Annotated in this window: 24 protein-coding genes and 4 tRNA genes; 15 read left to right on the forward strand and 13 right to left on the reverse strand. The window is 64.0% G+C overall.

What is annotated here, in order from left to right:
• Nucleotides 1-185 precede the first annotated feature (185 nt).
• The gene (locus tag N5A93_RS17040; RefSeq protein ID WP_268956304.1) at nucleotides 186-647 is read left to right on the forward strand and encodes an Lrp/AsnC family transcriptional regulator; all 462 of its coding nucleotides are present in this window, start codon (nucleotides 186-188) and stop codon (nucleotides 645-647) included.
• A 4-nt stretch (nucleotides 648-651) separates the two neighbouring features.
• On the opposite strand, the gene tpiA is transcribed toward N5A93_RS17040, so the two are convergent.
• From tpiA to N5A93_RS17080, 8 genes are all read right to left on the reverse strand, one after another.
• Entirely contained in the window at nucleotides 652-1398 is a 747-nt protein-coding gene (gene tpiA / locus N5A93_RS17045; protein ID WP_268956349.1) for a triose-phosphate isomerase, read from the reverse strand.
• 52 nt (nucleotides 1399-1450) lie between these two features.
• Entirely contained in the window at nucleotides 1451-1801 is a 351-nt protein-coding gene (locus N5A93_RS17050) for a HesB/IscA family protein (protein ID WP_268956305.1), read from the reverse strand.
• 28 nt (nucleotides 1802-1829) lie between these two features.
• Nucleotides 1830-2549 carry a DUF3307 domain-containing protein gene (locus N5A93_RS17055; protein ID WP_268956306.1) on the reverse strand — a complete coding sequence of 240 codons (720 nt, stop codon included), beginning with the start codon at nucleotides 2547-2549 and terminating at the stop codon, nucleotides 1830-1832.
• Nucleotides 2549-3196: a MarR family transcriptional regulator gene (locus N5A93_RS17060; protein WP_268956307.1), complete on the reverse strand. Its 648-nt coding sequence runs from the start codon at nucleotides 3194-3196 to the stop codon at nucleotides 2549-2551. Before N5A93_RS17060 ends, N5A93_RS17055 begins: the two co-directional genes overlap by 1 nt.
• A gap of 78 nt (nucleotides 3197-3274) precedes the next feature.
• Nucleotides 3275-3637: an SUF system Fe-S cluster assembly protein gene (locus tag N5A93_RS17065; RefSeq protein ID WP_085816562.1), complete on the reverse strand. Its 363-nt coding sequence runs from the start codon at nucleotides 3635-3637 to the stop codon at nucleotides 3275-3277.
• A gap of 164 nt (nucleotides 3638-3801) precedes the next feature.
• The gene (gene rimK, locus N5A93_RS17070) at nucleotides 3802-5223 is read right to left on the reverse strand and encodes a 30S ribosomal protein S6--L-glutamate ligase (protein WP_268956308.1); all 1422 of its coding nucleotides are present in this window, start codon (nucleotides 5221-5223) and stop codon (nucleotides 3802-3804) included.
• A 92-nt stretch (nucleotides 5224-5315) separates the two neighbouring features.
• Entirely contained in the window at nucleotides 5316-5588 is a 273-nt protein-coding gene (locus N5A93_RS17075; RefSeq protein WP_268956309.1) for an NfeD family protein, read from the reverse strand.
• Nucleotides 5585-6478 (reverse strand): SPFH domain-containing protein, encoded by an 894-nt coding sequence (locus N5A93_RS17080; RefSeq protein WP_268956350.1) that lies wholly within the window; start codon nucleotides 6476-6478, stop codon nucleotides 5585-5587. The genes N5A93_RS17075 and N5A93_RS17080 overlap by 4 nt, the downstream gene beginning before the upstream one ends.
• Before the next feature lie 106 nt (nucleotides 6479-6584).
• Here N5A93_RS17080 and tgt point away from each other — a divergent pair, with 106 nt between their 5' ends.
• The 9 genes from tgt to N5A93_RS17125 all read left to right on the forward strand — a co-directional run bounded on the left by tgt (nucleotide 6585) and on the right by N5A93_RS17125 (nucleotide 12584).
• A complete protein-coding gene (gene tgt / locus N5A93_RS17085; RefSeq protein ID WP_268956310.1) occupies nucleotides 6585-7709 on the forward strand; it encodes a tRNA guanosine(34) transglycosylase Tgt in 1125 nt (374 codons plus the stop codon).
• A 233-nt stretch (nucleotides 7710-7942) separates the two neighbouring features.
• Nucleotides 7943-10354 carry an endopeptidase La gene (gene lon, locus N5A93_RS17090; protein ID WP_268956311.1) on the forward strand — a complete coding sequence of 804 codons (2412 nt, stop codon included), beginning with the start codon at nucleotides 7943-7945 and terminating at the stop codon, nucleotides 10352-10354.
• Nucleotides 10355-10526: 172 nt separating this feature from the next.
• Complete coding sequence (locus N5A93_RS17095; protein ID WP_268956312.1) at nucleotides 10527-10997, forward strand: HU family DNA-binding protein; 471 nt, start codon at nucleotides 10527-10529, stop codon at nucleotides 10995-10997.
• A 19-nt stretch (nucleotides 10998-11016) separates the two neighbouring features.
• Nucleotides 11017-11091, forward strand: a tRNA-Val gene (locus N5A93_RS17100).
• A gap of 147 nt (nucleotides 11092-11238) precedes the next feature.
• A complete protein-coding gene (locus tag N5A93_RS17105) occupies nucleotides 11239-11817 on the forward strand; it encodes a hypothetical protein (protein ID WP_268956313.1) in 579 nt (192 codons plus the stop codon).
• Nucleotides 11818-11875: 58 nt separating this feature from the next.
• Nucleotides 11876-11951: transfer RNA gene (locus N5A93_RS17110), tRNA-Val, on the forward strand.
• Between the two features lie 162 nt (nucleotides 11952-12113).
• Nucleotides 12114-12190 (forward strand) — tRNA-Asp (locus tag N5A93_RS17115).
• 35 nt (nucleotides 12191-12225) lie between these two features.
• Nucleotides 12226-12302 (forward strand) — tRNA-Asp (locus tag N5A93_RS17120).
• Between the two features lie 12 nt (nucleotides 12303-12314).
• Nucleotides 12315-12584 carry an RND transporter gene (locus tag N5A93_RS17125; RefSeq protein WP_268956314.1) on the forward strand — a complete coding sequence of 90 codons (270 nt, stop codon included), beginning with the start codon at nucleotides 12315-12317 and terminating at the stop codon, nucleotides 12582-12584.
• Here the strand turns inward: N5A93_RS17125 and N5A93_RS17130 are convergent.
• Both N5A93_RS17130 and N5A93_RS17135 read right to left on the reverse strand, forming a co-directional pair.
• Nucleotides 12565-13431, reverse strand: a complete 867-nt coding sequence (locus N5A93_RS17130; protein ID WP_268956315.1) for an alpha/beta fold hydrolase — start codon at nucleotides 13429-13431, stop codon at nucleotides 12565-12567. The two genes, N5A93_RS17125 and N5A93_RS17130, sit on opposite strands and share 20 nt — an antisense overlap.
• Nucleotides 13428-14804: a M20/M25/M40 family metallo-hydrolase gene (locus N5A93_RS17135; protein ID WP_268956316.1), complete on the reverse strand. Its 1377-nt coding sequence runs from the start codon at nucleotides 14802-14804 to the stop codon at nucleotides 13428-13430. The genes N5A93_RS17130 and N5A93_RS17135 overlap by 4 nt, the downstream gene beginning before the upstream one ends.
• A gap of 220 nt (nucleotides 14805-15024) precedes the next feature.
• Here N5A93_RS17135 and hemA point away from each other — a divergent pair, with 220 nt between their 5' ends.
• The 4 genes from hemA (at nucleotide 15025) to N5A93_RS17155 (ending at nucleotide 20930) form a co-directional block, all read left to right on the forward strand.
• Nucleotides 15025-16248, forward strand: coding sequence for a 5-aminolevulinate synthase (gene hemA, locus N5A93_RS17140; protein WP_268956317.1), 1224 nt, complete (start codon nucleotides 15025-15027; stop codon nucleotides 16246-16248).
• Nucleotides 16249-16359: 111 nt separating this feature from the next.
• Nucleotides 16360-17595 (forward strand): helix-turn-helix domain-containing protein, encoded by a 1236-nt coding sequence (locus N5A93_RS17145; RefSeq protein WP_268956318.1) that lies wholly within the window; start codon nucleotides 16360-16362, stop codon nucleotides 17593-17595.
• Nucleotides 17596-17724: 129 nt separating this feature from the next.
• Complete coding sequence (gene ispG, locus N5A93_RS17150) at nucleotides 17725-18861, forward strand: flavodoxin-dependent (E)-4-hydroxy-3-methylbut-2-enyl-diphosphate synthase (RefSeq protein WP_268956319.1); 1137 nt, start codon at nucleotides 17725-17727, stop codon at nucleotides 18859-18861.
• A 254-nt stretch (nucleotides 18862-19115) separates the two neighbouring features.
• Entirely contained in the window at nucleotides 19116-20930 is a 1815-nt protein-coding gene (locus N5A93_RS17155) for a peptidoglycan-binding protein (protein ID WP_268956320.1), read from the forward strand.
• Between the two features lie 273 nt (nucleotides 20931-21203).
• Here the strand turns inward: N5A93_RS17155 and N5A93_RS17160 are convergent, their stop codons facing one another.
• From N5A93_RS17160 to N5A93_RS17170, 3 genes are read right to left on the reverse strand one after another with little or no spacing between them, the layout of a single operon-like run.
• The gene (locus tag N5A93_RS17160) at nucleotides 21204-21734 is read right to left on the reverse strand and encodes a thioredoxin family protein (protein WP_268956321.1); all 531 of its coding nucleotides are present in this window, start codon (nucleotides 21732-21734) and stop codon (nucleotides 21204-21206) included.
• Nucleotides 21735-21748: 14 nt separating this feature from the next.
• Entirely contained in the window at nucleotides 21749-22495 is a 747-nt protein-coding gene (locus N5A93_RS17165; protein WP_268956322.1) for a DsbA family protein, read from the reverse strand.
• Nucleotides 22496-22500: 5 nt separating this feature from the next.
• A complete protein-coding gene (locus tag N5A93_RS17170) occupies nucleotides 22501-23841 on the reverse strand; it encodes a M48 family metalloprotease (RefSeq protein WP_268956323.1) in 1341 nt (446 codons plus the stop codon).
• 62 nt (nucleotides 23842-23903) lie between these two features.
• Between N5A93_RS17170 and N5A93_RS17175 the strand changes: the two genes are divergently transcribed.
• Complete coding sequence (locus N5A93_RS17175; RefSeq protein ID WP_268956324.1) at nucleotides 23904-25055, forward strand: pyridoxal phosphate-dependent aminotransferase; 1152 nt, start codon at nucleotides 23904-23906, stop codon at nucleotides 25053-25055.
• Nucleotide 25056: the final 1 nt, after the last annotated feature.

Raw genomic sequence — 25056 nt, forward strand, 5'->3', positions numbered from 1 at the left:
CAAAGGTGCTGACATGATCCATCCTCCCAAACAGGATGAATCACAAAATCACACGTGTGGGAATCCCCGCGATTCAGGTTTTTGGCGGGGCGCTTTAAGCGCTATAGGCTGACCCAAATAAGGACGGATGTTCCTGTTCAGGTCAGATTGCGCCGAAGCGTTCCATGCGGAAAGGAAATCGGAAAATGGCTGTTCGTCTCGATGAACTGGATCGGAAAATCCTTGTGCAGCTGCAAAAGGACGGTGGGCAATCGCTGGATGAGATCGCCCGGATCGTGGGCAGTTCTAAGACGCCGGTCTGGAACCGGATTCGCAAGATGCGTGAAGGCGGGATCATCAAGCAGCAGACCTTTCTGCTGGATGCCGAGGCGCTTGGATTCGAGGCTTGCTTCTTTGTTCTGATCCGCACGTCAGAGCATGACGCAAGCTGGCAGGCAACGTTCCTGCAAGCCCTGCGCGACCACCCCGAAGTTCAGGAGGCGCACCGTCTGGCAGGGGATATCGACTATATCCTGAAGGTACGCGTGGCCAATGCCCGCGCCTATGACACCTTCTATCAGGCGCTGATTTCCGAAGTGAAGGTGCATAACGTGACGGCGCTCTTGTCGATGGAAGAGATCAAATCCACCACCATGCTGCCGCTTTGAATGCTCAGGTCGCGGCCTCGAGAGCGGCGATGATCGGCGAGAAATCCGCGGCAGTAAGGCTGGCGCCACCGACCAGCGCACCATCTACATTTCCCACAGCGAAGATATCCGCGGCGTTGGCGGGTTTCACCGAACCGCCATATAGGATGCGGATCCCGGTGGCGGTTTCGCCGAGCCGTGAAATCAGGTTTTCACGAATGAAGTCATGCACTTCAGAGATCTGCTTCATGTCCGCAATCTTGCCCGTGCCGATCGCCCAGACGGGCTCGTAGGCGATGACGGTGTTCGCGGACTCCGCGCTGTCGGGGGTCGAGCCGTCAAGCTGCGCGCCGATCACATCAAGGGTGCGGCCCGCGTTGCGTTCGTCCAGGGTTTCGCCAAGGCAGATGATCGCCATAAGCCCCGCCGCATGGGCCGCACTGGCCTTGGCGCGCACAAGCGCATCGGTTTCACCATGATCCTGGCGGCGTTCGGAATGGCCGACAATGACCGCCTGCGCGCCCGCATCGGCGATCATCGGCGCCGAGATATCGCCTGTATGCGCGCCGGAGGGAGCGCTGTGGCAATCCTGCGCGCCGATCAAAAGCGGCGTATCGGCGCTTAGTGCTGCGGCCTGCAAGAGCAAGGTCGCGGGCGGGCAGATCAGGATATCGACCGCCGGATCTGGATGCGCGGCAGTCATGGCCTGCAACGCGTCAAGCGCCTCGCGGGTGCCGTTCATCTTCCAGTTTCCGGCAGCGAGTTTGCGCATCATTCCGGCTCAACCTTTTGTTTTTATTGTTATGTTGATGGGCTGTGGCGGTTTACATGTTTTCGAACTTGATCGACTCGCCGCAGCCGCAGGCCTCGGTCACATTGGGATTGTTGAACACGAAACCGGATTCCAGAAGCGAGGTGCGGTAGTCGATCTCGGTGCCGAACAGGAACATCTGAGCCATCGGCGCGATCATCACCCGTGCGCCATTCTGCTCGACCACCTCATCATTGGGGTCGACCTCGCTCACGTAATCCATCGTGTACTCCATGCCTGCGCAGCCGCCTTTCTTGACCCCGATGCGCAAACCCTGATGGCCATACTTGTCCATCAGATTCGCGATCCGGGCCGCCGCGGCGGGCGTCATGGTAACGGCTTGTTTACCGGGGATGCCGAACATTGTGCCTCCTCATGTGTCTTGGTTGAATCTAGGGCGTTCGGGGCGCGATCTCAAGCGGGGGAAGCACAGATAGGAGCGATTGGGTGGCAAGAGCGATCAAGATGGCCCAGCCAAAGGAGGCCAGTGTGCCGATAATCACGTATTCGGCACTGCGCTGGTCGCGGTTGGCGGTGCCGTAACGCAGGATGGATTTGGCGGCGATCAGGAAACCGACGCCGATGGGCTGGTTTGCCAGCACCAGCAGGAAGATCAGACCGCGCTCAAGCAGTCCGATCTGGCGGCCGCCGTCGCGAAGCCCGGCGCCGCGCATGCGACTGCTGTGGCGGCGCATCAGAAGCCCGACGGCATATTGTCCGGCGGTGAGGCAGAGGATCAGCCCGGCGGCAAGCGCCATGAGCGGCAAAAGGGTGGGCTGGGCGGACCAGAGACCGGATTGCCAGAGGTCGGGCATCCAGAAGGCGACGACAAGAATCGTGGCGAGATGCGCGCCCTGATCGAAAAGAAAGGCGGAGAGGGTGTTGAATTTGCTATATGTTTTCGCGGTGTCAATCAGAAGATGGGCGAGCGTCAGCACTGCCAGCGCCGGGGCGTAGAGATGGCCAAGTGCCAGATGGGCGGTGATCAAGACGAGAAGCCCATGCAGCGCCATCACATGCGGGCGGGCCTTGTTGGTGTTGATCCAGTTGGTTTGCAGGGTGAAATCGGCGAGGGCGTGGGCGAAGAGCAAGGCCGTGACGGTTTCCAGCATCAGCGTTGCTCCGGCGTGCGATTCACAGATGAATAATGATCTTCATCCGATTGAATTGCGGCTGAAATCCAATGATATCCGGCGGCGGTCAGGGCCTGATCGACGGCCTGCCGGGAGATCCCGAGGCGGGCGGCGGCGTCGGCATGGGTGGTGGAGTCGGGTGGCAGCATGGTGAAGATCGCGCGGGCCTGCGCCGGGGTCCAGCCTTGGGAGATGTGGTCTGCAAGCAAAATCAATGCGTTGACAGTGCCGCCCGATGCGTGACCCATGGTGATATGCGGCCCCCGAAGACTGGCCAGCAAGCGGCCTGAGGCGGTGAAGGCGGGGCCGGAGGCGGCGTTGGGATCGCGGTTGTCGGGCAGGTGGCCATCACCGCAGGCGAGGGCGATGCGGGTGGAAAACGCCTTGCCCAGACGCCGGAGCGCAGCCCGGAGATAGAGTGCAGAGCGCAGCGCAAGATAATGATCTGAAATGGAAAATTGCCAACCATCCCCGCCGCTGCGTGCGAACCCGGTGACGAGATCGGGCGACCATTGCGAGATGTCGCCGGCAGCTGAGTCCAGCGATTGCAGGGCGGTATCGACCTGGTCTGCGCTGAGCGCGCTGGAGTCGACAAGGTCACCGGAAAGGACGCAGACGCGGGTCATGATTGGCAAGTCATAATGCCTGCATATCGAAAAGGCAAGCAAATTCACTTGACATTCTAGCAAGCAAAAAAGCTTGCCTTACATGAATCCTAACTCAAGGCGCGCTTCGTCGCTCATCATGTCCATGCCCCAGGGGGGATCCCAGACGAGTTCGACATCGACCTGTTTGACGCCGGGCACGGGTTCGATGGCTTCGGCGACCCAGCCGGGCATTTCACCGGCGACGGGGCAGCCGGGTGCGGTCAGGGTCATGATCACACGGACGGCGTTTTCGCTGTCGATCTCGATCGTGTAGATCAGACCGAGATCATAAATATTCACTGGAATTTCAGGGTCATAGACAGACCGGCAAGCCTCGACGAGTTGATCGTAAAGGGGATGTTCGGTGCTCGATGGCGCGATCAGTGGCGCACCTTCGACTGGGTCTGGGCTATGAGTCATGGCTGAATCCTGCGCTGTTCCTGACCGAAGATATAAGATTTATGACCGCGGTCGTCCAGAGGGGCGGGCCGGTACAAAACGTCTGTTTTGTACGCGGCTTTTGTACGAAAGCCGGACCCGGCCCGAAAAGGTTGGTACAAAACCCCCGGAATGGCCGCCAAGCATCAACCGGAAGATTTCTTCACGCCGGTCTTGCGGCGGCGGATCGGGGCGGGGCGCACGCGGCTTTCGATCTGATCATAGAGCCGCCCGACGATGTTCTTGCCGGTCGATTTCTCGATCCCCTCGAAGCCGGGGGAAGAGTTCACCTCGAGCACCTTGGGACCGCCTTCGGAGCGCAACAGGTCTACACCGGCCATGTTGAGATCGAAGGCGCGCGCGGCGCGGATCGCGGTCTCGCGTTCCTGCTTGGTGATCCGCACTGATTTGGCGGAGCCGCCGCGATGCAGGTTCGAGCGGAAATCGCCGTCGGCGCCGGTGCGCTTCATCGAGGCGACGACCTTGCCGCCGATCACGAGGCAGCGGATATCCTCGCCCGCAGCTTCCTTGACGAAATCCTGCACCAGGAAATTTGCCTTGAGGCCGCGGAAGGCGTCGATCACCGATTCGGCGGCCTTCTTGGTTTCGGCCAGCACGACGCCCTTGCCCTGGGTCGATTCCAGCAGCTTGACGATCAGGGGCGCGGTGCCGACGAGGCCGATCAGATTGTTGGTGTCCTTGGGCGAGGCGGCAAAGGCGGTGTTGGGCATGCCGATCTTGGCGCGGGCCATCAATTGATGGGCATAGAGCTTGTCACGGCTGGAGGTGATCCCGGCCGAGGAGTTCACGCAATAGGTGCCGATGGTTTCGAACTGGCGGATGATGGCGGTGCCATAGGGCGTGATCGATGCGCCGATCCGCGGAATGACCGCATCGAAGCGCGGCAGGCGCTTGCCGTCGTAATGCACTTCGGGGGCCATGGCGTTGATCGCCATGTAACAGCGCGTGGTGTTGATCACCTCGACCGAATGGCCGCGTTTCTCGCCCTCTTCGACAAGGCGGCGGGTGGAATAATTGTCTTCGCGCGAAAGCACGCAGATGCGCAGTGCGCGCGCCGGTGCCTGGTGGCGCATCTTGGCGGTGTGATAGACATCATAGCTGAGTTCGGGCTGCATGAAGCGGTCCGTCGCCACGATGGTGATGTGATCCTTCAGCGCCTGACGCCCCAGCAACATCCGCGACTGCATGGTGGCGCGGTTGGTGAGGGTCAGTTCCACAGGCCAGCTGTCGCCGTTGACGTGCAGCGTGCTTTCGATGACGTAGCGCAGCTCCTTTTCACCGTTGGATGAGGTCACTTCGCGGCGGTCGATGATCGGGGCCGAGCAGGGGATCACGAAATCGTCGCGCCCCGGTATCGGGTGGATGGTGAAACGGACCTTGGGTCTGGAGGAGGGGCCGAATGTCTCGATGTCGAAGGCATGCAGAGCAGAGGTGCGCGCGCCGGTATCGACCTTGGCCCGGATTGCCGGGACGCCGAGATCGGGCAAAGAGACCCATTCTTCCCACCCGAATTGCAATTGTTGCGTTTCATCGGGTGTGTCGGTCATGGGCAATTCCCTTTTTTCATTCAAAATAATGGCTCGTGGCTGACGACCATAGCTTGATCGGAGCCATTCTGCCAAGCCGGCATGGCAAAGCGCTATTTGTTGATGTCGTCATGGATCACGCGACTCTGGTCGTTGCGCGCCCGGAAGACCCGCCGCAGGATGATCCATGACAAAAGCGACAGGATTGCGAAGATCGCGATCATCGCCGCTGGCGAAAGGTGCACGGGCAGGGCCACGATCAGCGCCATGAGCGCCGCGCCCAGTGCGATGCCCAGAAACACGTAGCCCGGAATCAGCGTTTCCAGAATGGCGAGCGCCAGCGCGCCCCCGAGCCAGGCCCACCAGAGCGTCCAGATGCCGCTCATGCCTTGTTCCCCTTGAGCATGTTGAAGGCGTTGCCGAAGGCCTCGAGTGCCTGAGCGGGCACGAGGACCGTCTGCGAGGAGGGGCTGTTGCCCAGCGCGTTGAGGGCTTCGACCTGTTTCAGGGCGACCTGATATTGCGCGGCCTCGACGCCGTTTTCGGCGATGGCGCGGGCGACGACCTGGGTGGCGTAGGCTTCGGCGTCGGCCTGGATGCGGCGGGCCTTCGCGGCCTGGTCGGCGGCGTAAAGTTCGGCATCGGCATGGAGTTCGACGGCGCGTTTCTTGCCTTCGGCCTCGGTCACATGGGCGCGCCGGGCGCGTTCGGCATTGAGCTGCTGGAGCATGGCCGCGCGGGTGGCCTCGTCGAGGTTCACATCCAGAAGCTCGGCGCGGGTGACTTCGATGCCCCAGTTCTCGACCGCGTCCTCGACCGCTTCCTTGATGGTGGTGATCAGTGCCGAGCGGTTGGCCTGCACGTCATCGAGATCCATCTTGCCGATCTCGGCGCGCACGATACCGGCGACGGTGGTGGCGATGGCGGCATCGGCGTCGCGGATGCGGTAGACCGTCTTTTCAGGCTGAATGATGCGGTAGAAGACCGAGGTTTCCACTTCGACCAGCACGTTGTCGCGGGTGATCGCGTCCTGGCTGGCATTGGGAAGCTGGCGTTCCAGGATCGAGATCCGGTGGCGCACCACGTCCAGAAACGGCACGATCATGTTGATTCCCGGCCCCAGCACCGCGCGCAGGCGGCCGAAACGTTCGACCACGTATTGTTCGGATTGCGGAACGATCTGGATGCCCTTGAAGATCACCACGAAGATCAGGATCGCGATCAGGATCCAGATCAGGTTCGACCCCAGGAGGCTCAGGATTTGGTCTTCGGTCATATCATTCTCACTCATGAAAAAGGGCCGCGCGGGCCACGCGGCGTTTTGCAAGTCAGGTTAAACCGCTTTAAGGGAAGCCGAAAGACGGCAATTGCGGGAAAATCAGGTGACAGTCAGGTTCGAGTTGACGGCACGGGACGGGGCGGCGCGCGCGGGCGTGATCCGCACGACGCGGGGTGATGTGCGCACGCCGGCCTTCATGCCGGTGGGCACCGCGGCGACGGTCAAGGCGATGATGCCCGAAAGCGTGCGCCAGACGGGCGCCGATATCCTGCTGGGCAATACCTATCATCTGATGCTGCGCCCCGGCGCCGAGCGCATCGCGCGGCTGGGGGGATTGCACCGTTTCATGAACTGGGAGCGCCCGATCCTGACCGATAGCGGCGGCTTTCAGGTGATGAGCCTTGCGGGGCTGCGCAAGCTGAGCGAGGCGGGGGTGACCTTCAAGAGCCATGTGGATGGCTCGCGCCATGAATTGACGCCGGAGCGGTCGATGGAGATCCAGCGGCTGCTGGGCAGCGATATCGTGATGTGTTTCGACGAATGCCCCGCACTGCCCGCCAGCGACGCGGAGGTGGCGCGCGCGATGCGGCTGAGCATGCGGTGGGCGGCGCGTTCGAAGGACGCCTTCGGGGATCGCCCCGGTCACGCGCTGTTCGGGATCATGCAGGGCGGTGTCAATCGCGAGCTGCGCGAGGAAAGCGCCGGGGCGCTGGTGAAGATCGGCTTTGACGGCTACGCGGTGGGGGGGCTTGCGGTGGGCGAGGGGCAGGCGGCGATGTTCGGCGTGCTGGATTACGCGCCCGGCTTTCTGCCCGAAGAGAAGCCGCGTTACCTGATGGGGGTGGGCAAGCCCGACGATATCGTGGGGGCCGTGAAACGGGGCATCGACATGATGGATTGCGTGTTGCCTTCGCGATCGGGGCGCACGGGGCAGGTGTTTACCCGGCGCGGGCAGATCAACATCAAGAACGCGCGCCATCAGGACGATCCGAGGCCGCTCGATGAGGATTGCACCTGTCCGGCCTGCCGCAATTACAGCCGCGCCTATCTGCATCATGTGTTCCGCAGCCAGGAGATCATTTCCTCGATGCTGCTGACATGGCACAATCTGCATTACTATCAGGAGCTTATGCAGGGCATGCGCGAAGCCATCGCCGAAGCGCGGTTTGATGCCTGGGAGGCGGATTTCCATGCGACGCGGGCGCAGGGCGATATCGCGCCGCTTTGAGTGCTGACGGGCGGTGACCGCCCGCGAAAAGCGCCTTGCGTCAAAGCGTTGCACGCAGCGCGCGCAAATGCGGGCAATGAGCCCTTGTGAAGCCCCGGCGGGAGGGGCAAACTGCGTCAAATCGGTTGAAACGGGGGCAGCGCCGCCCCAAGTTACACCGCAGGAAACGCGGAGACGGACGTGACTGCCTGATCGAGGGGTCCGGATCGTCTGCCCAGAACAAGGAAACGAGCATGCAAGAGCCTCTCAACGCATCCTATCCAGTGCTGCCGCTGCGCGACATCGTGGTTTTTCCCCACATGATCGTGCCGCTGTTTGTCGGACGCGAGAAATCCGTGCGCGCGCTGGAGGAAGTGATGCAGGACGACAAGCAGATCCTGCTGTCGAGCCAGATCGACGCCAGTATCGACGATCCCGATGCCGAAGGTATCTACAGGACCGGTGTGCTGGCCAATGTGCTGCAATTGCTGAAGCTGCCGGACGGCACCGTGAAGGTGCTGGTCGAGGGCGTGGCAAGGGTGCGCATCGACGAATACCTGGAGAATGACAGTTTCTTCGAGGCGCGCGCCGAATACCTGACCGAGATGCCGGGCGACAGCGCCACCATCGAGGCGCTGCTGCGCACGGTGAGCGACGAGTTCGAGCGCTATGCAAAGGTCAAAAAGAACATCCCCGAAGAGGCGCTGGCCGCCGTCAGCGAGACCGAGGAGCCGGCACGGCTGGCCGACCTCGTGGCCGGGCATCTGGGCATTGATGTGCCCCAAAAGCAGGAAATGCTGGAGACGCTTTCGGTCAGCGAGCGGCTGGAGAAGGTCTATGGCATGATGCAGGGCGAGATGAGCGTCCTGCAGGTCGAGAAGAAGATCAAGACCCGCGTCAAGTCGCAGATGGAACGCACGCAGCGCGAATACTATCTGAACGAACAGATGAAGGCGATCCAGAAGGAGCTGGGTGACGGCGAGGATGGCGAAGGCGAAATCGCCGAGTTGGAAGAGAAGATCGCCGCCACGAAGCTGTCCAAGGAAGCCCGCGACAAGGCCGAGGCCGAGCTCAAGAAGCTCAAGAACATGAGTCCGATGAGCGCCGAGGCGACGGTCGTGCGCAACTATCTCGACTGGATGCTGTCGATCCCCTGGGGCGTGAAATCGCGCGTCAAGAAGGACCTGGGCCGCGCCGAGCGGATCCTCGACAAGGATCATTACGGCCTTGAGAAGGTCAAGGAGCGGATCGTCGAATATCTGGCGGTGCAGCAGCGCTCGAAGAAGCTGAAGGGGCCGATCATGTGCCTTGTCGGCCCGCCGGGCGTGGGCAAGACCAGCCTTGGCGAATCCGTGGCCCGCGCCACGGGGCGCGAGTTCATCCGCATCAGCCTGGGCGGCGTGCGCGACGAATCCGAGATCCGGGGTCACCGGCGCACCTATATCGGCTCGATGCCGGGCAAGATCATCCAGTCGCTGAAGAAGGCGAAAACCACCAATCCGCTGATCCTGCTCGATGAGATCGACAAGATGGGCCAGGATTTCCGGGGCGACCCGGCCAGCGCGATGCTGGAGGTGCTGGACCCCGAACAGAACGGCACGTTCGTCGATCACTATCTCGAGGTGGAATACGACCTGAGCAACGTGATGTTCCTGACCACGGCGAACTCCTACAACATGCCGGGGCCGCTTCTGGACCGGATGGAGATCATTCCGCTGGCCGGTTACACCGAGGATGAAAAGCGCGAGATCGCCAAGCAGCACCTGCTTGCCAAGCAGATCAAGAATCACGGTTTGAAGAAGGGCGAGTTCGAACTGTCGGACGATGCGCTGACCGCGATCATCCGCCATTACACCCGCGAAGCGGGGGTGCGGAACCTCGAGCGCGAGATCGCCAAGGTGGCGCGCAAGGCGGTGACGCAGATCATCAAGGGCGAGGCCGAGTCGGTGACAGTGACCGCGGAAAACATCGACGATTTCCTTGGCGTGAAGAAGTTCAAATACGGTCTGGCCGAAGAGAAGGATCAGGTCGGTGTCGTGACCGGGCTGGCCTATACGTCGGTCGGTGGCGAGCTTCTGAACATCGAGGCGTTGCGCCTGCCGGGCAAGGGCCGGATGAAAACCACCGGCACGCTGGGCGACGTGATGAAGGAATCGATCGATGCGGCCAGTTCCTATGTCCGCTCCATCGCGCCCGAGATCGGAGTCAAGCCGCCGCGCTTCGAGAAGTGGGACATTCACGTTCACGTCCCCGAGGGCGCGACTCCCAAGGACGGGCCGTCGGCCGGACTGGCCATGGTCACGTCGATCGTGTCGGTGCTGACCGGGATTCCGGTGCGCAAGGATATCGCCATGACCGGCGAGGTGACGCTGCGCGGCAATGCGCTGCCGATCGGTGGCCTCAAGGAGAAGCTGCTGGCGGCGCTGCGTGGTGGCATCAAGACGGTGCTGATCCCGCGAGAGAACGAGAAGGATCTGACCGAGATCCCCGACAACGTGAAAGAGGGGCTGGATATCATCCCTGTCGATCACGTGCGCGACGTTCTCAAGCTGGCGCTGGTGCGCACGCCCGAGCCGGTGGAATGGGACGAGGAGGCCGAAGAGGCCGCCGCCGCCGAGGCCGCTCTCAAGGGCGAGAGCAGCGGCGAGGGTGCCACGGCGCACTGAACCTTGCCCCGCGCGGCCGCGTCAATCAGAGCTGCCGACCGAACAGACCCCGCCGGCCCGCGCCGGCGGGGTTTTCATGCGCGAAAGGAAAGGGGCGATTGCACGCGACACTGGCATTGGCGGCGCAATTAACGTAGTCTGATGCCCAGAGCAGCAAGAAACGAGGCATCATATGACCACGCGTCGCAAGACGACCGCCAGCACCGCAACCAAGCCCGCTGGCACCGCTTCAAAGACTCCGGCCAGCGCCAAGACAGGCAGCACGATAGCGAAATCCGCCAAGACCGCATCGGTGCGCCCCGCGCCCGCCGCCGTCACCGCCAAGCCCGAACTGGTGCGCGACACCAGCGTCGAGGTGGCCGGTGCGGATCTCAAGAAACGCGAGTTGATCGACAAGGTGGTCGAGCGCTCGGGCGTGCGCAAGCGTTTTGCCAAGCCGGCGGTCGAGGCGATGATCGACATCCTCGGCGAGGCGATATCCGAGGGGCGCGGGCTGAACCTGCAACCCCTTGGCAAGCTCAAGCATCAGCGCCGCAAGGAGACCGGAAACGCCACCATCACGGTCGCCAAGATACGCCAGAGCAAATCGGCATCCCCCGCGCTCGATAAAGCGAAAGAGAGTGTTGCAGAGCCTGACGAGTGACGCTACATAGCGCGCCAACGGGTGATTAGCTCAGTGGTAGAGCGCTTCGTTCACATCGAAGATGTCAGGAGTTCGAATCTCTTATCACCCACCATGAACACGCAGCGGCGTGCCCGGAAATCGGGCGCGCCGTTGTCGTTTGGGGGTGAATTTCGTCGGGCTGAGGGTGCTGGTGGCTTGCCTTGGCTGGCCGGCGCGGCAATGATCGGGCAGGTGAAACGCGTGTGGGTCGGGGGCGGTCATGGACATCGAGAAGGACATCCTGTTGCACGAGCTGACGATGCTGCGCGAGGAGAAGGCGCGGCGCAGTCGCCAGCAATTCGAGTATGTGCGCCTGAGCCTGATCAATGTCGGGGTGTTGTCGTTCTTCGGCATTTTCAGCGTGGTTGCGGGCGGTGGCGAGGTGGCGCAGAAGGTGGCCGAGAATGCGGCTTTCGTCTTTGCGCTGATGTGTGTTCTGACGGTGGTGTCGATCACGCTGTTCCTGTTCTGGATCGACGATGCGCTGAGCATCGCGGGGATCGACCGCTTCCTGCTTTGGAAGGAGCGCAGCGTCGATGACAGGGGCGATGTCTATTGGTTCGAGTATCGCCAGCAGTTGAACCGGACCGCGTCCTTCCGGCTGAAGAAATGGATCTTCAACCTGGCGGTGGTCCTGTCCTTCGTCAGCCCGCCATTCCTGTTCGGGCTGTTCACGGTGATTCACACGATGTTGCAGATTCCCTGGTGGGTGCAGCTGGCGGGGGGCGCGTTCTTTTTCGTGCTGCTGGTGACGCCGCTCTTGATGTGGCGCAGGTTCAGCCGCCGGCTTTATGGCTGAGGGCGGGGTATTGCGGGGTCTTGCAAGGCGCGGGAAGCTTGGCTAAGACGCGCGGGACGGGTCGTTAGCTCAGTTGGTAGAGCGCTTCGTTTACACCGAAGATGTCGGGAGTTCGAGCCTCTCACGACCCACCATTCTTCCGATATATGCGCCGTGGGCGCGCCGATTGGGCGCCCGGCAAGGCAGGGCACGGGGCGCGTCTGCGGGAATGCGCATTTTCACCAAACGGGCGCTTGACGGCGCGCGGCGCTGCCCCTAAGAAGCTCATCACGCCTGAGCGATCGGGCGGGCAGTGAGCGGTTGTAGCTCAGTTGGTTAGAGTGCCGGCCTGTCACGCCGGAGGTCGCGGGTTCGAGCCCCGTCAACCGCGCCACCGCTGCCCCGGACGGATCGTTTCATCGTGCATGCGCGGTTGTAGCTCAGTTGGTTAGAGTGCCGGCCTGTCACGCCGGAGGTCGCGGGTTCGAGCCCCGTCAACCGCGCCACTTTTCCCCGATGTGCAACCCCCCGAAGCTCAAGACGAGGCCGAGACGCCGATGGGTCATCTTCTGGATCAGATTTCATGGCTGCTGGTTGTGGTGCTTTGTGCGACGCTGGGCCTGTCACCCTATGTGCCCGAGCCCCATATCTGGCAAAAGCTGATGATGTTGCGCGCGGGCGATCCGCTGGCGGCGATCGACTGGTTCGATCTGGCGTTGCACGGGCTGCCGTGGATCTTGTTGCTGGCCAAGCTGGGGCGCGTATTTCTCAGGCGAGGAACGCGCTGAGCGCCTCGATGGTGGCAAGCGGGTCGGTATCGGGAAAGAAATGCCCGCCGGGAATGGCGCGGCTTTCGATATCGAGGCATTTCGCGCGCCATGTGGCGGCCATGTCGTAATGGCGCGCCATGGCGCCGCCGGCCCCGTAAAGCACCAGGACCGGACAGGCGATGCGTTGATTGAGATCGGCGGAATCGTCGGCGAAATCATGGGCCAGCGTGGCGCGGTAATCGTTGCACATCCCCCGGATCGTGTCGGGATCGCGCCATGCGGCGCGGTAGGCGGCAAGCTGGTCGGGGGCGAAATCCGTGAGCTGCGAGGCGCCCCAGCCCAGCAGGCAGCTTTCGAAATAGGCGTCGGGGTCGTGGCCGATCATGGTTTCGGGAAAGGGTTCATTCTGCGCCAGGAAAAACCAGTGGTAATAGCTTTGCGCCACTCTCGCATCGAGCCGGTCCAGCAGGGTATGGGTGGGCACGATATCCATCACGCAGAGCCGCTCGAGCAGGTGCGGTGCGTCGAGCGCCAGCCGGTGCGCCACCCGCGCGCCGCGATCGTGGCCCGCAACGGCAAAGCGGTCATGCCCCAGATGCGCCATCAGCGCGCTTGCGTCGCGGGCCATCGCGCGAAAGCTGTAATCGCCGACCTCTGCCGGTTTGCCCGAGGCGCCATAGCCGCGCAGATCCGGGCAGATGACCCGGTGGCGCGCAGCCAGTGCAGGCGCGATGCGCGCCCACATGGTGCGGGTCTGGGGAAAGCCGTGCAGCAACAGCAGCGGCGGCCCGTCGCCCCCCACGGAAAACGCCAGCTCGACGCCGTTGAGGCGCGCGCTTTGGTCGTTGAAGCCTGGGATGCTCACTTCTGGCTCAGCGCGTCGAGGATGCGCGCCCAGCTGCGGGTGCCCTTGTGGAAGCTTTCGAGGTCGTATTTCTCGTTGGGGGAATGGATCGCGTCGTCATTCTTGCCAAAGCCGATCAGCATGGCGTTCATGCCGAGGATCTGGCGGAAATGTCCGGCGATGGGAATCGAGCCGCCGCAGCCAACATAGGCCGCCGTTTCGGGCCATTCATCCGAGAGCGCCCGGCGCGCGGCTTCGAAGGCGGGGTCTTCGGTGGACATGACCGAGGCCGCCGAGCCGCCATGGGCCTTGAAATCGACGCTGCAATCCTCGGGCAGGCGGGCGCGCACGAAGGCGCGGAAATTGTCGCGGATGGTGTCGGGGTCCTGACCGGCCACGAGGCGAAAGCTGATCTTGGCATGGGCCTTGGCGGGCAGCACCGTCTTGAAGCCTTCGCCGGTATAGCCGCCCCAGATGCCGTTGACCTCGGCTGTGGGGCGCGACCAGATCATTTCAAGCGGCATGCGCCCCTGTTCTCCGGCGGGTACACTGAGGCCGACCGAACCCAGAAAGCCGCGCCAGTCGAAATCGAGCCCCTCCCACTGGGCGCGCACCTCGTCGGTCAAATCGGGGATGCCGTCATAGAAACCGGGGATGGTGACGCGGCCGTGATCGTCATGCAGATCGGACAGGATGCCCGCAAGCGCGCGGATCGGGTTCATCGCCAGCCCGCCGAAAAAGCCCGAATGCAGGTCCATGTCGGGGCCTTTGATGGTCAGTTCCTCGCTGACCATGCCGCGCAGCATGGTAACGATGGCCGGTGTGCGCGACTGGAACATGCCGGTATCGCAGATCAGCGCGATATCGGCGCCGAGTTCGTCGGCGTTCTCTTTCATGAAGGGCACGAGCGAGGGCGAGCCTGATTCTTCCTCGCCCTCGAAGAAGAAGGTGATCGCGCAGGGCAGGGTGCCGTTCACCGCCTTCCAGGCGCGGCAGGCCTCGACAAAGGTCATGAGCTGGCCCTTGTCGTCGGAACTGCCCCGGCCACGGATCACCCGGCCCTTCGGCGTTTCTTCGATGCGGGGGTCGAAGGGATCATTGGTCCACATATCCAGCGGATCGACCGGCTGCACGTCGTAATGCCCGTAAAACAGCAGGTGCGGCCCATCGCCTTCGACATGGCCCACGACCATGGGGTGGCCGGGGGTGGCGCGTTTCCCGGCCTTGATGCCAAGGCTTTGCAGGTCCATGACCAGCCAGTCGGCGGCCTTGTCGCATTCGCCCGCAAAGGCCGGGTCGGTCGAGATCGACGGTATGCGCAGAAGATCGAGCAGCCGCGCCGTGGCCTCGGGCAGTTGTTCGTCGATTCGGGCCAGCACGGCATCCAGTGACATGGGCGCTCCTTATGTATTAAAATGAAGTCGTCGCGAGGGTAACAGGTGAGGCCGGACTGTCCAGCGCGCTTGATCGAGGTCAAGGTGGCGGGGAGCGGCAATTTGTAGCCTGTTGCGTGAGCGGTGCGCGATCTATATGCATCTGACTTGATGAATATGTCGCCTGACGCGCGACATCCGCCCGGAACGGGGGCGGTGACTGACCAGGGAGGGGACGCCAGTGAATTACGGGGCGAAGCTGGACGACGCGATCAACCGTCTGCATGACGAAGGACGGTATCGGACCTTCATCGACATCGAACGCCGCAAGGGGCAATTTCCGCATGCGATCTGGCGCAAGCCGGACGGCAGCGAGCAGCCCATCACCGTATGGTGCGGCAATGACTACCTTGGCATGGGTCAGCACCCCGATGTTCTGGCGGCCATGCACGAGGCGATGGACGCCACCGGCGCAGGCTCGGGCGGCACGCGCAACATTTCCGGCACGACCGTCTATCACAAGCGGCTGGAGGCCGAACTGGCCGATCTGCATGGCAAGGAGGCGGCGCTGCTGTTCACCAGCGCCTATATCGCCAATGACGCCACGCTGAGCACCCTGCCCAAGCTGTTTCCCGGCCTCATCATCTATTCGGATGCGCTGAACCATGCCTCGATGATCGAGGGCGTGCGCCGCAATGGCGGTGCCAAGCGCATCTTCCGCCATAACGATGTGGCGCATCTGCGCGAGCTGCTGGAGGCCGACGATCCCGGCGCGCCCAAGCTGATTGCGTTTGAATCGGTCTACTCGATGGATGGCGATTTCGGCCCGATCGAGGCGATCTGCGATTTGGCCGACGAATTCGGCGCGCTGACCTATATCGACGAGGTTCACGCGGTGGGCATGTACGGGCCGCGCGGCGCGGGTGTCGCGGAGCGCGACCGCCTGATGCACCGTCTGGACATCATCAACGGCACGCTGGCCAAGGCCTATGGCGTGATGGGCGGCTATATCGCCGCATCGGCGAAAATGTGCGACGCGGTGCGCAGTTATGCGCCCGGCTTCATCTTTACCACGTCGCTGCCGCCCGCGGTGGCGGCGGGGGCCGCGGCCAGTGTCGCGCATCTCAAGCGGGATCCGGGGCTACGCGAACGCCACCAGACCCAGGCGAAGATCCTCAAGACCCGCCTGAAGGGGATGGGCCTGCCACTGATCGACCATGGAAGTCATATCGTTCCGGTCATCGTCGGCGATCCGGTTCACACCAAGAAGTTGAGCGACATGTTGCTGGACGGGCATGGCATCTATGTGCAGCCGATCAATTTCCCGACCGTGCCGCGCGGCACGGAGCGGTTGCGCTTCACGCCTTCGCCGGTGCATGGGCCAAAGGAAATGGATGCATTGGTGCATGCTATGGATGCACTCTGGAGCCATTGCGCGCTGAATCGCGCCGATTTGACGGGCTGAGACAAGCTCAGGTGCAATCTCCCTTGTGTTGTGTTATTTTTGTGTGAACAAGAGTGGAGTTTTCGAATCGGGACGTTCGGAAACATCCAGACGTTTCGAGGGGCAGGCTGCATGATAGGGCGCCGTTTTTCGCGCAAGGCCGAAGAACAGGAAGTTGAACCCCGCGGGTTCGACGACTTCGATCTGCGCCTTGGCGACCTTATGCGCGGCGAACGCGCAACCCTTGGGAAATCCCTTCTGGATGTGGAACGCGAACTGCGCATCAGGGCCGCATATGTGGCCGCGATCGAGAACGCCGACCCGGACGCTTTCGATACGCCCGGCTTCATTCCGGGCTACGTGCGCTCTTATGCGCGTTACCTGGGCATGGATCCCGACCGCGCCTTCCAGGCATTCTGCAGCGAAAGCGGATTCTCCACCGCGCATGGCATGTCGGCCGAGGCGTCGTCGATCCGCAAGCCGATGGGCGAGGGCCTTGCCGCGAAACGTGACAAGCCCGCGCGCAATGCCGATCCGCTGATATCACCCAACACGCCCTTTGCGCCCGTTTCCGAAGGGGTGCTGTCGAGGATCGAGCCCGGTGCGATCGGGTCGGTCATGGTGCTGGTCGCCCTGATAACGGCCATCGGCTATGGCGGTTGGGCGGTGCTGAACGAAGTGCAGCGCGTGCAATTCGCGCCGGTCGAAAACACGCCCGACGTTCTGGCCGATCTCGATCCGCTGGACAACGCCGCGCGCCGGTCGGGCCAGGATGACGCCGACGAACTGGCGCAGGCGGATGGCGAGTTCCGCGCCCCCGATCTTGACCGGCTGGACCGGCTTTATCGTCCCGAGGCGCTGGACGTGCCGGTGATGGTGGCCCGCGATGCGCCGATCTCGACGCTCGATCCCGCGCAGGTCGGCACGTTGCGCCCCGACCTGCCCCAGGCGGATCGCTCGAGCAGCTATCATGCCAGTGCAGCAAAGCCCGAGATCGTGCCCAGTCCTCAGGTGGTGGAAGAGCCTCTGCCCGGTGTGCGCGTGGTCGCGGTGCGCCCGGCATGGGTGCGGGTGCGCGCCGCGGATGGCAGCGTGATCTTCGAAGGCATCATGAATGGCGGCGACACGTATGACGTGCCCGCGACCGAAGAGCCGCCGACGCTGCGCGTCGGGGAATCGGGCGCGATCTATTTCGCGGTGAACGGCAAGCATTACGGCCCCGCAGGCCCGCGCGGCGCGGTGACGGCCGATCTGGCGCTGGAGGCGGGCGAGCTGACCGGCGCCTACAGCGTCGCCGACATGACGCGCGACGAGGATCTGTCGCGCTATGTGGCCGAGCTTCGCACCGATACGGTGGTCCAGGATTGACGCCCGCGGGGCGGCTGGTTGAGTGCGCTCCGGTCGGTCCGATCCGGCGGCGGTGATTGCGGCGCGGCGCCATGCGCCTTATCTATGGGCCGAGGACTGATCCACGCGAATCCCCCGGGGGCCTATTCCATGTCGCTGAACCCAATCCGCCCGTGGCGCAATATTTATCGCCGCAAGAGCCGCCAGATCATGGTGGGCAATGTTCCGGTCGGGGGTGATGCGCCGATCACCGTGCAGACCATGACCAATACCGATACGACCGATGTGGCCGCGACGGTGGCGCAGGTGCAGGCCGCCGCCGAGGCGGGCGCCGATATCGTGCGGGTCTCGGTGCCTGACGAGGCCAGCGCGAAGGCCCTGAAGGAGATCGTGCGCGAAAGCCCGGTGCCGATCGTCGCGGACATCCATTTTCATTACAAACGCGGAATTGAGGCCGCCGAGGCAGGCGCGGCCTGCCTGCGCATCAACCCGGGCAATATCGGCAGCGAGGCGCGCGTGCGCGAGGTGATCGCGGCGGCGCGCGATCATGGCTGCTCGATGCGGATCGGGGTCAATGCGGGCAGTCTGGAGCGGCACTTGCTGGAGAAGTACGGCGAGCCGTGCCCCGAGGCGATGGTGGAATCCGGAATGGAGCATATCCGCATCCTCGAGGACAATGATTTTCGCGACTACAAGATCAGCGTCAAGGCCAGCGACGTGTTTCTGGCCGCGGCTGCCTATCAGGGCATTGCCGACGCCACCGATGCGCCGATCCATCTGGGCATCACCGAGGCCGGCGGGCTGACCAGCGGCACGATCAAATCGTCGATCGGGCTGGGGAATCTCTTGTGGATGGGTATCGGCGACACGATTCGCGTCAGCCTGAGCGCCGATCCGGTCGAGGAGGTGAAGGTCGGCTACGAGATCCTGAAATCGCTGGGCCTGCGTCATCGCGGCGTGAATATCATCTCGTGCCCGAGCTGCGCGCGCCAGGGGTTCGACGTGATCAAGACGGTCGAGGCGCTGGAGGAGCGGCTTGAGCATATCAAGACGCCGATGAGCCTGAGCATCATCGGCTGCGTCGTGAACGGCCCCGGCGAGGCGCTGATGACCGATGTGGGCTTTACCGGGGGCGGTGCGGGCAGCGGCATGGTTTATCTTGCGGGCAAGGCCAGCCACAAGATGTCCAATGCCGAGATGATCGACCATATCGTCACGCAGGTCGAGGCGCGGGCAGCGGAGATCGAGGCCGAGGAGGCTGACTCCGGGCGCCCTGCGGCCGAGTAACCTGCGGGCGTGGCGCCGGCGGCACGGACGGGAGCCTCCGGCGGGATTATTTCAGGCAAGATGAAGCGTGGCGGGCAGGGAGCACTGTCCGCGCTGTTCGCGAAGGGGGTGTTCTGCGGGGGCGTCCACGGGGCCCCGTCCTTCGGGGTAGCGGGTCATTGAAACCATTCGCCCGGTTGCGCGTTACACCTGTGGGGCGGTGCGGTCATGTGCCTGGCACCCGCGGCCAGCCCTGAGCGAAAGGAGTTCATACCATGAGATTGAGCCTGTTGATTACCTGCGCCTGCATCACCGCGTCAGCGGCGCTGGCCGAGAAACGCGCTGTCGTCCTGGGAGCGCAGGATTATGGGGGCCAGGCCGGAGCGACTGCCGCAGCCGATATTTCCGGCGCGGCCAAAGCGCTGGAAGCGGCCGGGTTCGAGGTGGTGTCGGGTGTCGATCTGGAGATCGGGGCGTTGCGCGAGGTCCTGGGCAGCCTGCTGGGCGAAGAAGCGCCCGAGCGCAGCGTGATCCTGCTGACCGGGCGGTTCGCCCATTCGGGCGGGTCGGGCTGGTATCTGCCGGGCGAGGCTGATGCGCCGTCGCTGGCCACGGTGGATGGGCGCGCGCTGTCGCTGGACACGGTGATGGAAATCGCGGGCCGCTCGCCGGGAGGAGCGGTGGTGCTGCTGGGATCGCCGCTGCGCGACGCGCCCGAGGACGCGTCCGAGGACGTGACCGTGGCGCTTGGGGTCGGACTCGAGCAGGGTATTGGCACGCTGGACCCGCCGCAGGGCGTCACCGTGATCACGGGCGAAATCCCCGATATCCTGGATTTTGCCGGAGGGCATCTGGTCGAGTCGGGCCGGAGCCTGCCCGAGATGCTTGAGGATGCACCGGAGCTTGAGGCGCATGGTTTTCTTTCCCGGCTCGTGACCTTTCTGGTGCAGGACCGGCCGGTCGCCCCGGACCCGACGGGCGAGGCAGACGAGGCAGATGAGGCGGCGGCGCGCGAGCGCGCGCTTTGGCGCGAGAGCCGGGAGACGGACACGATCAAGGCGTATGAGGCCTATCTGGGCGAATACCCCGAGGGCGCATTTGCCGACGAGGCGCGCGCCGCGATCGAGAGGTTCGAGCGCGACCCCGAGCGCATCGAGGCGGCGCTTGAGCTACGGGTCGCCGAACGACAGCAGATCCAGCGTGATCTTGTGCTGCTGGATCACGATACGCGCGGGGTGGATGGTATCTTTGGCCCAGGGTCGCGCAGTGCGATCAGGCGCTGGCAACGCGATAACGGTTTCGAGCCCACCGGCTTTCTGACCGCGGTGCAGATCGACACCCTGAGCGAGATGGCGGCCACGCGCCGCGCCGCGCAGGAAGAGGAGGCGCGCCAACAGGATCGCGAGCGCGAGCGCGAGGATCGCGCCTATTGGGAAGATATCGGGCGTGGTCAGGACGAAGCCGGTCTGCGCGCCTATCTTGAGCGTTTTCCGGACGGGGCGTTTTCGGATGTTGCCAGGGCGCGGCTGTCGGAGATCGGGGCGGAACGCGACCGTGAGGCTTGGGAGCGCGCCGAGGCGCAGGACACGAAGGCCGCCTATCGCCGGTATCTTGAAGGTCATGAGGATGGTGAATTCGCCGGGCGCGCCCGTTCACGCCTGAGCGAACTGGTCGAAAGCGACGCCAAGGCCGCCGACGAAGCGGCCTGGGAGGAGGCGCGGGAGGCTGACAGCGCGCAGGCTTATGCGCAATACCTGGAGGATTTTCCCGAGGGCGCGTTCTCGAAGCGGGCCAGGCGCCGTCAGGCGGAACTGACGGGGAGTGAGGCGACCGGGGACGAGGCGCCAAGCGGGGCGGAGGCGCGCGAGGCCGAAGCCGCCTTGGGGCTCAATCAGATCTCGCGCAGCCTTGTCGAAGCGCAATTGCTGGCGCAGGGGTTCAATCCCGGGCGCTCGGATGGTCAGTTCGATGACAACACGCGCGCGGCGCTGCGGCGTTACCAGGAGGCGCGTGGGTTGCCGGTGACCGGCTATGTCGATCGCAGGACGCTGAACCGGATGATCGCTGACGGGTTGCCGCTGCCACGCTGATCGCCGCCCTTGCGCGGCGAAGCGGCACGTGCCGTGCAAAAAGAGGTGCGCGGCTTGCGTGTCAAGGCGCGGAGCGAACAAGGGGCAAGTGCGCCATCCGCGGCACTCACTGGGATGGCAACATATGCGTCGTGAATAACGGCCTGATCGAAAGCGCGCAGGCGCGCGCCATAAGGAGCCGCGGGCCGGGCACGGGGGACGAGGAGGTGGTTGAGGCGCGCGACGGGTAAAGAATGGCCCGGCCAGCGCGCCGGGCCGTGTCGCATGTGCCACTTATCGCGCGAGGTAACGTTCCAGCACGATCGGCGGGATGTGGCCGCGCAGCATCATGTCGGGCAGCACATAGGAGGGTGCCATGTCGAGTTCGAGCGTTTCGGCCAGCGCGCTGTGACGGGTGATGTCAAGCAGCGTCACGCGCAGGTCGTGGGTTTTCACAAGCGCGCGCAGATCGGCCTCGGCGCGGGCGCAATCGGGGCAGTCCGGCGCGGTGAAAAGCGCGATGCGCAGCGCCGCGTCGGGATTGCCAAAGCCCGGCAGGCGGGGGCCGAACAGCGCCTGGTCACGTTCCGAAAGGCGCGCGAGATCCTGGTCGATGGCGTCCTGATAGGGGCTGGCGGCGGGTGCGGCGGGCGCATCCTGCAAGAGTTCGGGCAGGCCGAGGAGCGACTCGCGGATCTCCTGGTGGAAAATCGTGCGTTCGGCGGGCGAAAGATCGGTGAAATCGGTTCCGGCGCTGGCCGCGCCGTGCGAGAGCGCCAGCAGGAGGCCCGCCGCAAGCGGCAGGCCCCGAAAAGATATCGTCAAGCGCAGGCGCGGCATCAGCCGCGGATGTCGTCGGCGATCTGCTGCATCGCGTCGAGCGGCACGTAACCGCGCAGCATCTGGTCTTCCATCACGAAAGAAGGCGTGCCAGTGATGTTGAGCCGCTGGCCCAGTTCGCGGTTCTTGGTGATCACCTCGGTCACCGCGTCGCTGTCCATCTGCGCTGTGATCGCGCCGGCGTCGAGGCCGAAGCCTTCGGCGAGACGGTCAAGCGCGGGTTGCGAGATGTCGCCCCGGAAGGTCATCAGCGCGTCATGCACCTGCTTGTAGGCGTCATCGCCCGCCACTTGCTGCGTCGCGATGGCAAAGCGCGATGCGAGCACGGATTGTTCGCCCAGGATCGGGAATTCCTTGACGATGAGGCGGATATTGCCATCGGCCTCGATCAGGGATTCGACTTCGGGGAAGGCGCGTTTGCAATATCCGCAGCGGTAATCCATGAATTCGACAAGCGTGATGTCGCCATCGGGATTGCCGCCCACCCATGAATGGCCGTCATCAAAGAGCGCCCCGGCATGGGCCTTGATCATGTCGCTGTCGCCGCGGGCCTGTTCCTCGGCCTGGCGCTGTTCGAGCACGGCGACCGCTTCCATTATGACTTCGGGGTTTTCCAGAAGATAGGTGCGGATCTCGGCGCGAAAGGCGTCGCGTTCGGCGTCGCTCATGTCCTGGAGGTCGAAGGCTTGCGCAGGCAGGGCCAGTGCGGCGACCGCGGCCAACGCGGTCAGGGGGGCGAATTTCATGGATGTCATCTCCGTTTGTTTTCAGCGGCTTTGGCGGCTGATAGCATATCCTGCGCGCGCAGCCATCCCGTCGAGCCGCGCGGCAAAAGGTCCGAGGCGCGTTTGGCGTGGATTCCGGCGTCTTCGAGCCGTCCCATCATCGCGTAGCGTTCCGACGTGACCAGCGAGGCCATGCCGTTATTGCCCTGGCGCGCATGGGTCGCCGCGAGGTCGCGCATGACGCGGACGTCGCGCCCGTCGCGCGCGCGGGATTTCTCGAGATATTGCTGAGCCTCGGACACCTTGCCCTCGGCCATGAGGGCGCGCCCGTAGGAGCCCAGGATCAGCGCGTTTCCCGGTGCGAGATTGACGGCGCGGCCATAGGCGGCTGTGGCGGCGCGGAAATTGCGGCTTTCCATCAGGATCTGGCCCTTCAGCTCATAAAGAAAGGGGTCCTCGGGGCGCAGCGCGATGGCGCGGTCAATGGCGGCCACGGCCTTGGAGGTTTGCGCGCTGCGGTGATGGGCCACGGCCTGGCGCATCAGTTTCACATCCTCGAAACCCGACTCCCCGGCGCGCGTCAGTGTCCATTTGTGCGAGCGCTGGAAGGCCGAGAGCTTGCCCTTGGCGCGGGCGAACCAATAGTCGGCTTCGGGATTGTCGCGGGCCTTGTCGCCGTGGGCTTCGGCGAGCCGCTTGATCACGCGGAAACGGTCGGCGGACAGCGGATGGGTGCGCGCATAGGGGTCCTGGCGGTATCTTGAGAGGGCCTCCTGACCGCGGAAGATATTCATCACCTCGACGGCGCCCTGCGGATCGACCCCGGCGGTGGCGAGATAGCGCAGGCCCGATTGGTCGGCGGCGTTTTCCTCGGCGCGGGTGTGGGCGAAGAACAGCCGCTGCGCGGTGGTCTGCGCGCCAAGCGCGACGGCGCCCGCAGCCTCACCCGCGCCCGCGGCGATGGCGGCGGCGGCGGCCATCACCGAGCCCAGCCCGGCGGCGGTGCGGGCGTTGCGCATGTTGATCGGGCGGCGCACCAGGTGGCCATTGGTGATATGGGCGGCCTCGTGGGCGATGACGGATTGCAGCATCGCGGGATTGTTCATCTTCAGCATCAGGCCGGAATGGATGAAGATATTGTCGCGATCCACCACGAAGGCGTTGAGACGGCGGTCGTCGATCAGCAGGATATCGACCCGCGTCGGGCTGAGCCCGGCGGCCTTGAGCACCGGCGCGGCCAGTTGCTTGAGCGCGTATTCGATATCGGGATCGCGCAGCAGCGTGAGCGCGCGCGCAGGGCTGGCGAGCGTCAGGGCGATCAGGGCGAAAAGCCCGAGAAAGGGGCCGAGGGCGCGGAGAAGCTGCATTGACGGCGGGGCCTGTTCCAAGTGAAAGCTGGGCGTGACGGAGACACTCTAGGAAGAAAGACATGCGGAACTCAACCCGGTCCAAGGTCGATCCCTTCATTGTGATGGACGTGATGGAAGCGGCGCGCAGCGCCGAAGCCGCGGGGCGCCACATCATCCATATGGAGGTGGGTCAGCCCGGCACCGCCGCGCCCGAGGGCGCGCGCGCAGCATTGTCCCGCGCCATGGGCGAGGATGCGATGGGATATACCGTGGCGCTTGGCCTGCCGGCGCTGCGCCAGCGTATCGCGCGGCTTTACGGGGAATGGTATGGCGTCGATCTCGATCCGGGGCGCGTGGTGATCACGCCGGGTTCGTCCGGGGCGTTCATCCTGGCGTTCACGGCGCTCTTTGATGCGGGCGACCGGGTGGGAATCGGCGCGCCGGGCTATCCGAGCTATCGCCAGATCCTGCGCGCGCTGGATCTTGTGCCGGTGGATATCGAGACGGCGGCGGAAAACCGCCTGCAGCCGGTGCCGGGCGACCTGGAGGGGCGTGATCTCAGGGGGTTGATGGTGGCCAGTCCGGCCAACCCTTCGGGCACGATGCTGGGGCGCGCCGAGATCGCGGCACTGATGGAGGCAGCGGCGGCTCAGGGTGCGAGCTTCATCAGCGACGAGATCTATCACGGGATCGAGTACGAGGCGAAGGCGGTGAGCGCGCTGGAGCTGAGCGACGAGGCCTATGTGATCAACTCCTTTTCCAAGTATTTCAGCATGACCGGCTGGCGCGTGGGCTGGATGGTGGTGCCCGGGGATCATGTGCGGGTGATCGAGCGGCTGGCGCAGAACCTGTTCATCTGCCCGCCCCATGCGAGCCAGGTGGCCGCATTGGCGGCGATGGAATGCGGCGCCGAGCTTGAGGCCAACATGACGGTCTACCGCAGGAACCGCGCGCTGATGCTGGAGGGTTTGCCCAAAGCCGGGTTTGACCGGATCGCGCCGCCTGATGGCGCCTTTTACGTCTATGCCGATGTCAGCCATATCACCGATGACAGCCGCGCCTTCGCCGCGGAAATTCTGGAGAAAGCGGGGGTCGCGGTGACGCCGGGCCTTGATTTTGACCCGGCGCGCGGGGGCGGCACGATCCGGTTTTCCTATGCACGCGCCAGCGCCGATATCGAGGAGGGGCTGGAGCGGCTGCGCCGGTTCATGGCGGCGCGCGGCGCGATCTGAA

The organism is Roseovarius salincola (assembly GCF_026891095.1).
GTDB classification, from domain to species: Bacteria; Pseudomonadota; Alphaproteobacteria; order Rhodobacterales; family Rhodobacteraceae; genus Roseovarius; species Roseovarius salincola.

What these genes read in the sequence shown, in the direction of transcription:
- N5A93_RS17040 (WP_268956304.1), top strand. Translation starts at nt 186, where the DNA reads ATGGCTGTTCGTCTCGATGAACTGGATCGGAAAATCCTTGTGCAGCTG.
- tpiA (WP_268956349.1), bottom strand. Translation starts at nt 1,398, where the DNA reads ATGCGCAAACTCGCTGCCGGAAACTGGAAGATGAACGGCACCCGCGAG.
- N5A93_RS17050 (WP_268956305.1), bottom strand. Translation starts at nt 1,801, where the DNA reads ATGTTCGGCATCCCCGGTAAACAAGCCGTTACCATGACGCCCGCCGCG.
- N5A93_RS17055 (WP_268956306.1), bottom strand. Translation starts at nt 2,549, where the DNA reads ATGCTGGAAACCGTCACGGCCTTGCTCTTCGCCCACGCCCTCGCCGAT.
- N5A93_RS17060 (WP_268956307.1), bottom strand. Translation starts at nt 3,196, where the DNA reads ATGACCCGCGTCTGCGTCCTTTCCGGTGACCTTGTCGACTCCAGCGCG.
- N5A93_RS17065 (WP_085816562.1), bottom strand. Translation starts at nt 3,637, where the DNA reads ATGACTCATAGCCCAGACCCAGTCGAAGGTGCGCCACTGATCGCGCCA.
- rimK (WP_268956308.1), bottom strand. Translation starts at nt 5,223, where the DNA reads ATGACCGACACACCCGATGAAACGCAACAATTGCAATTCGGGTGGGAA.
- N5A93_RS17075 (WP_268956309.1), bottom strand. Translation starts at nt 5,588, where the DNA reads ATGAGCGGCATCTGGACGCTCTGGTGGGCCTGGCTCGGGGGCGCGCTG.
- N5A93_RS17080 (WP_268956350.1), bottom strand. Translation starts at nt 6,478, where the DNA reads ATGACCGAAGACCAAATCCTGAGCCTCCTGGGGTCGAACCTGATCTGG.
- lon (WP_268956311.1), top strand. Translation starts at nt 7,943, where the DNA reads ATGCAAGAGCCTCTCAACGCATCCTATCCAGTGCTGCCGCTGCGCGAC.
- N5A93_RS17095 (WP_268956312.1), top strand. Translation starts at nt 10,527, where the DNA reads ATGACCACGCGTCGCAAGACGACCGCCAGCACCGCAACCAAGCCCGCT.
- N5A93_RS17105 (WP_268956313.1), top strand. Translation starts at nt 11,239, where the DNA reads ATGGACATCGAGAAGGACATCCTGTTGCACGAGCTGACGATGCTGCGC.
- N5A93_RS17135 (WP_268956316.1), bottom strand. Translation starts at nt 14,804, where the DNA reads ATGTCACTGGATGCCGTGCTGGCCCGAATCGACGAACAACTGCCCGAG.
- N5A93_RS17145 (WP_268956318.1), top strand. Translation starts at nt 16,360, where the DNA reads ATGATAGGGCGCCGTTTTTCGCGCAAGGCCGAAGAACAGGAAGTTGAA.
- ispG (WP_268956319.1), top strand. Translation starts at nt 17,725, where the DNA reads ATGTCGCTGAACCCAATCCGCCCGTGGCGCAATATTTATCGCCGCAAG.
- N5A93_RS17155 (WP_268956320.1), top strand. Translation starts at nt 19,116, where the DNA reads ATGAGATTGAGCCTGTTGATTACCTGCGCCTGCATCACCGCGTCAGCG.
- N5A93_RS17165 (WP_268956322.1), bottom strand. Translation starts at nt 22,495, where the DNA reads ATGAAATTCGCCCCCCTGACCGCGTTGGCCGCGGTCGCCGCACTGGCC.
- N5A93_RS17170 (WP_268956323.1), bottom strand. Translation starts at nt 23,841, where the DNA reads ATGCAGCTTCTCCGCGCCCTCGGCCCCTTTCTCGGGCTTTTCGCCCTG.
- N5A93_RS17175 (WP_268956324.1), top strand. Translation starts at nt 23,904, where the DNA reads ATGCGGAACTCAACCCGGTCCAAGGTCGATCCCTTCATTGTGATGGAC.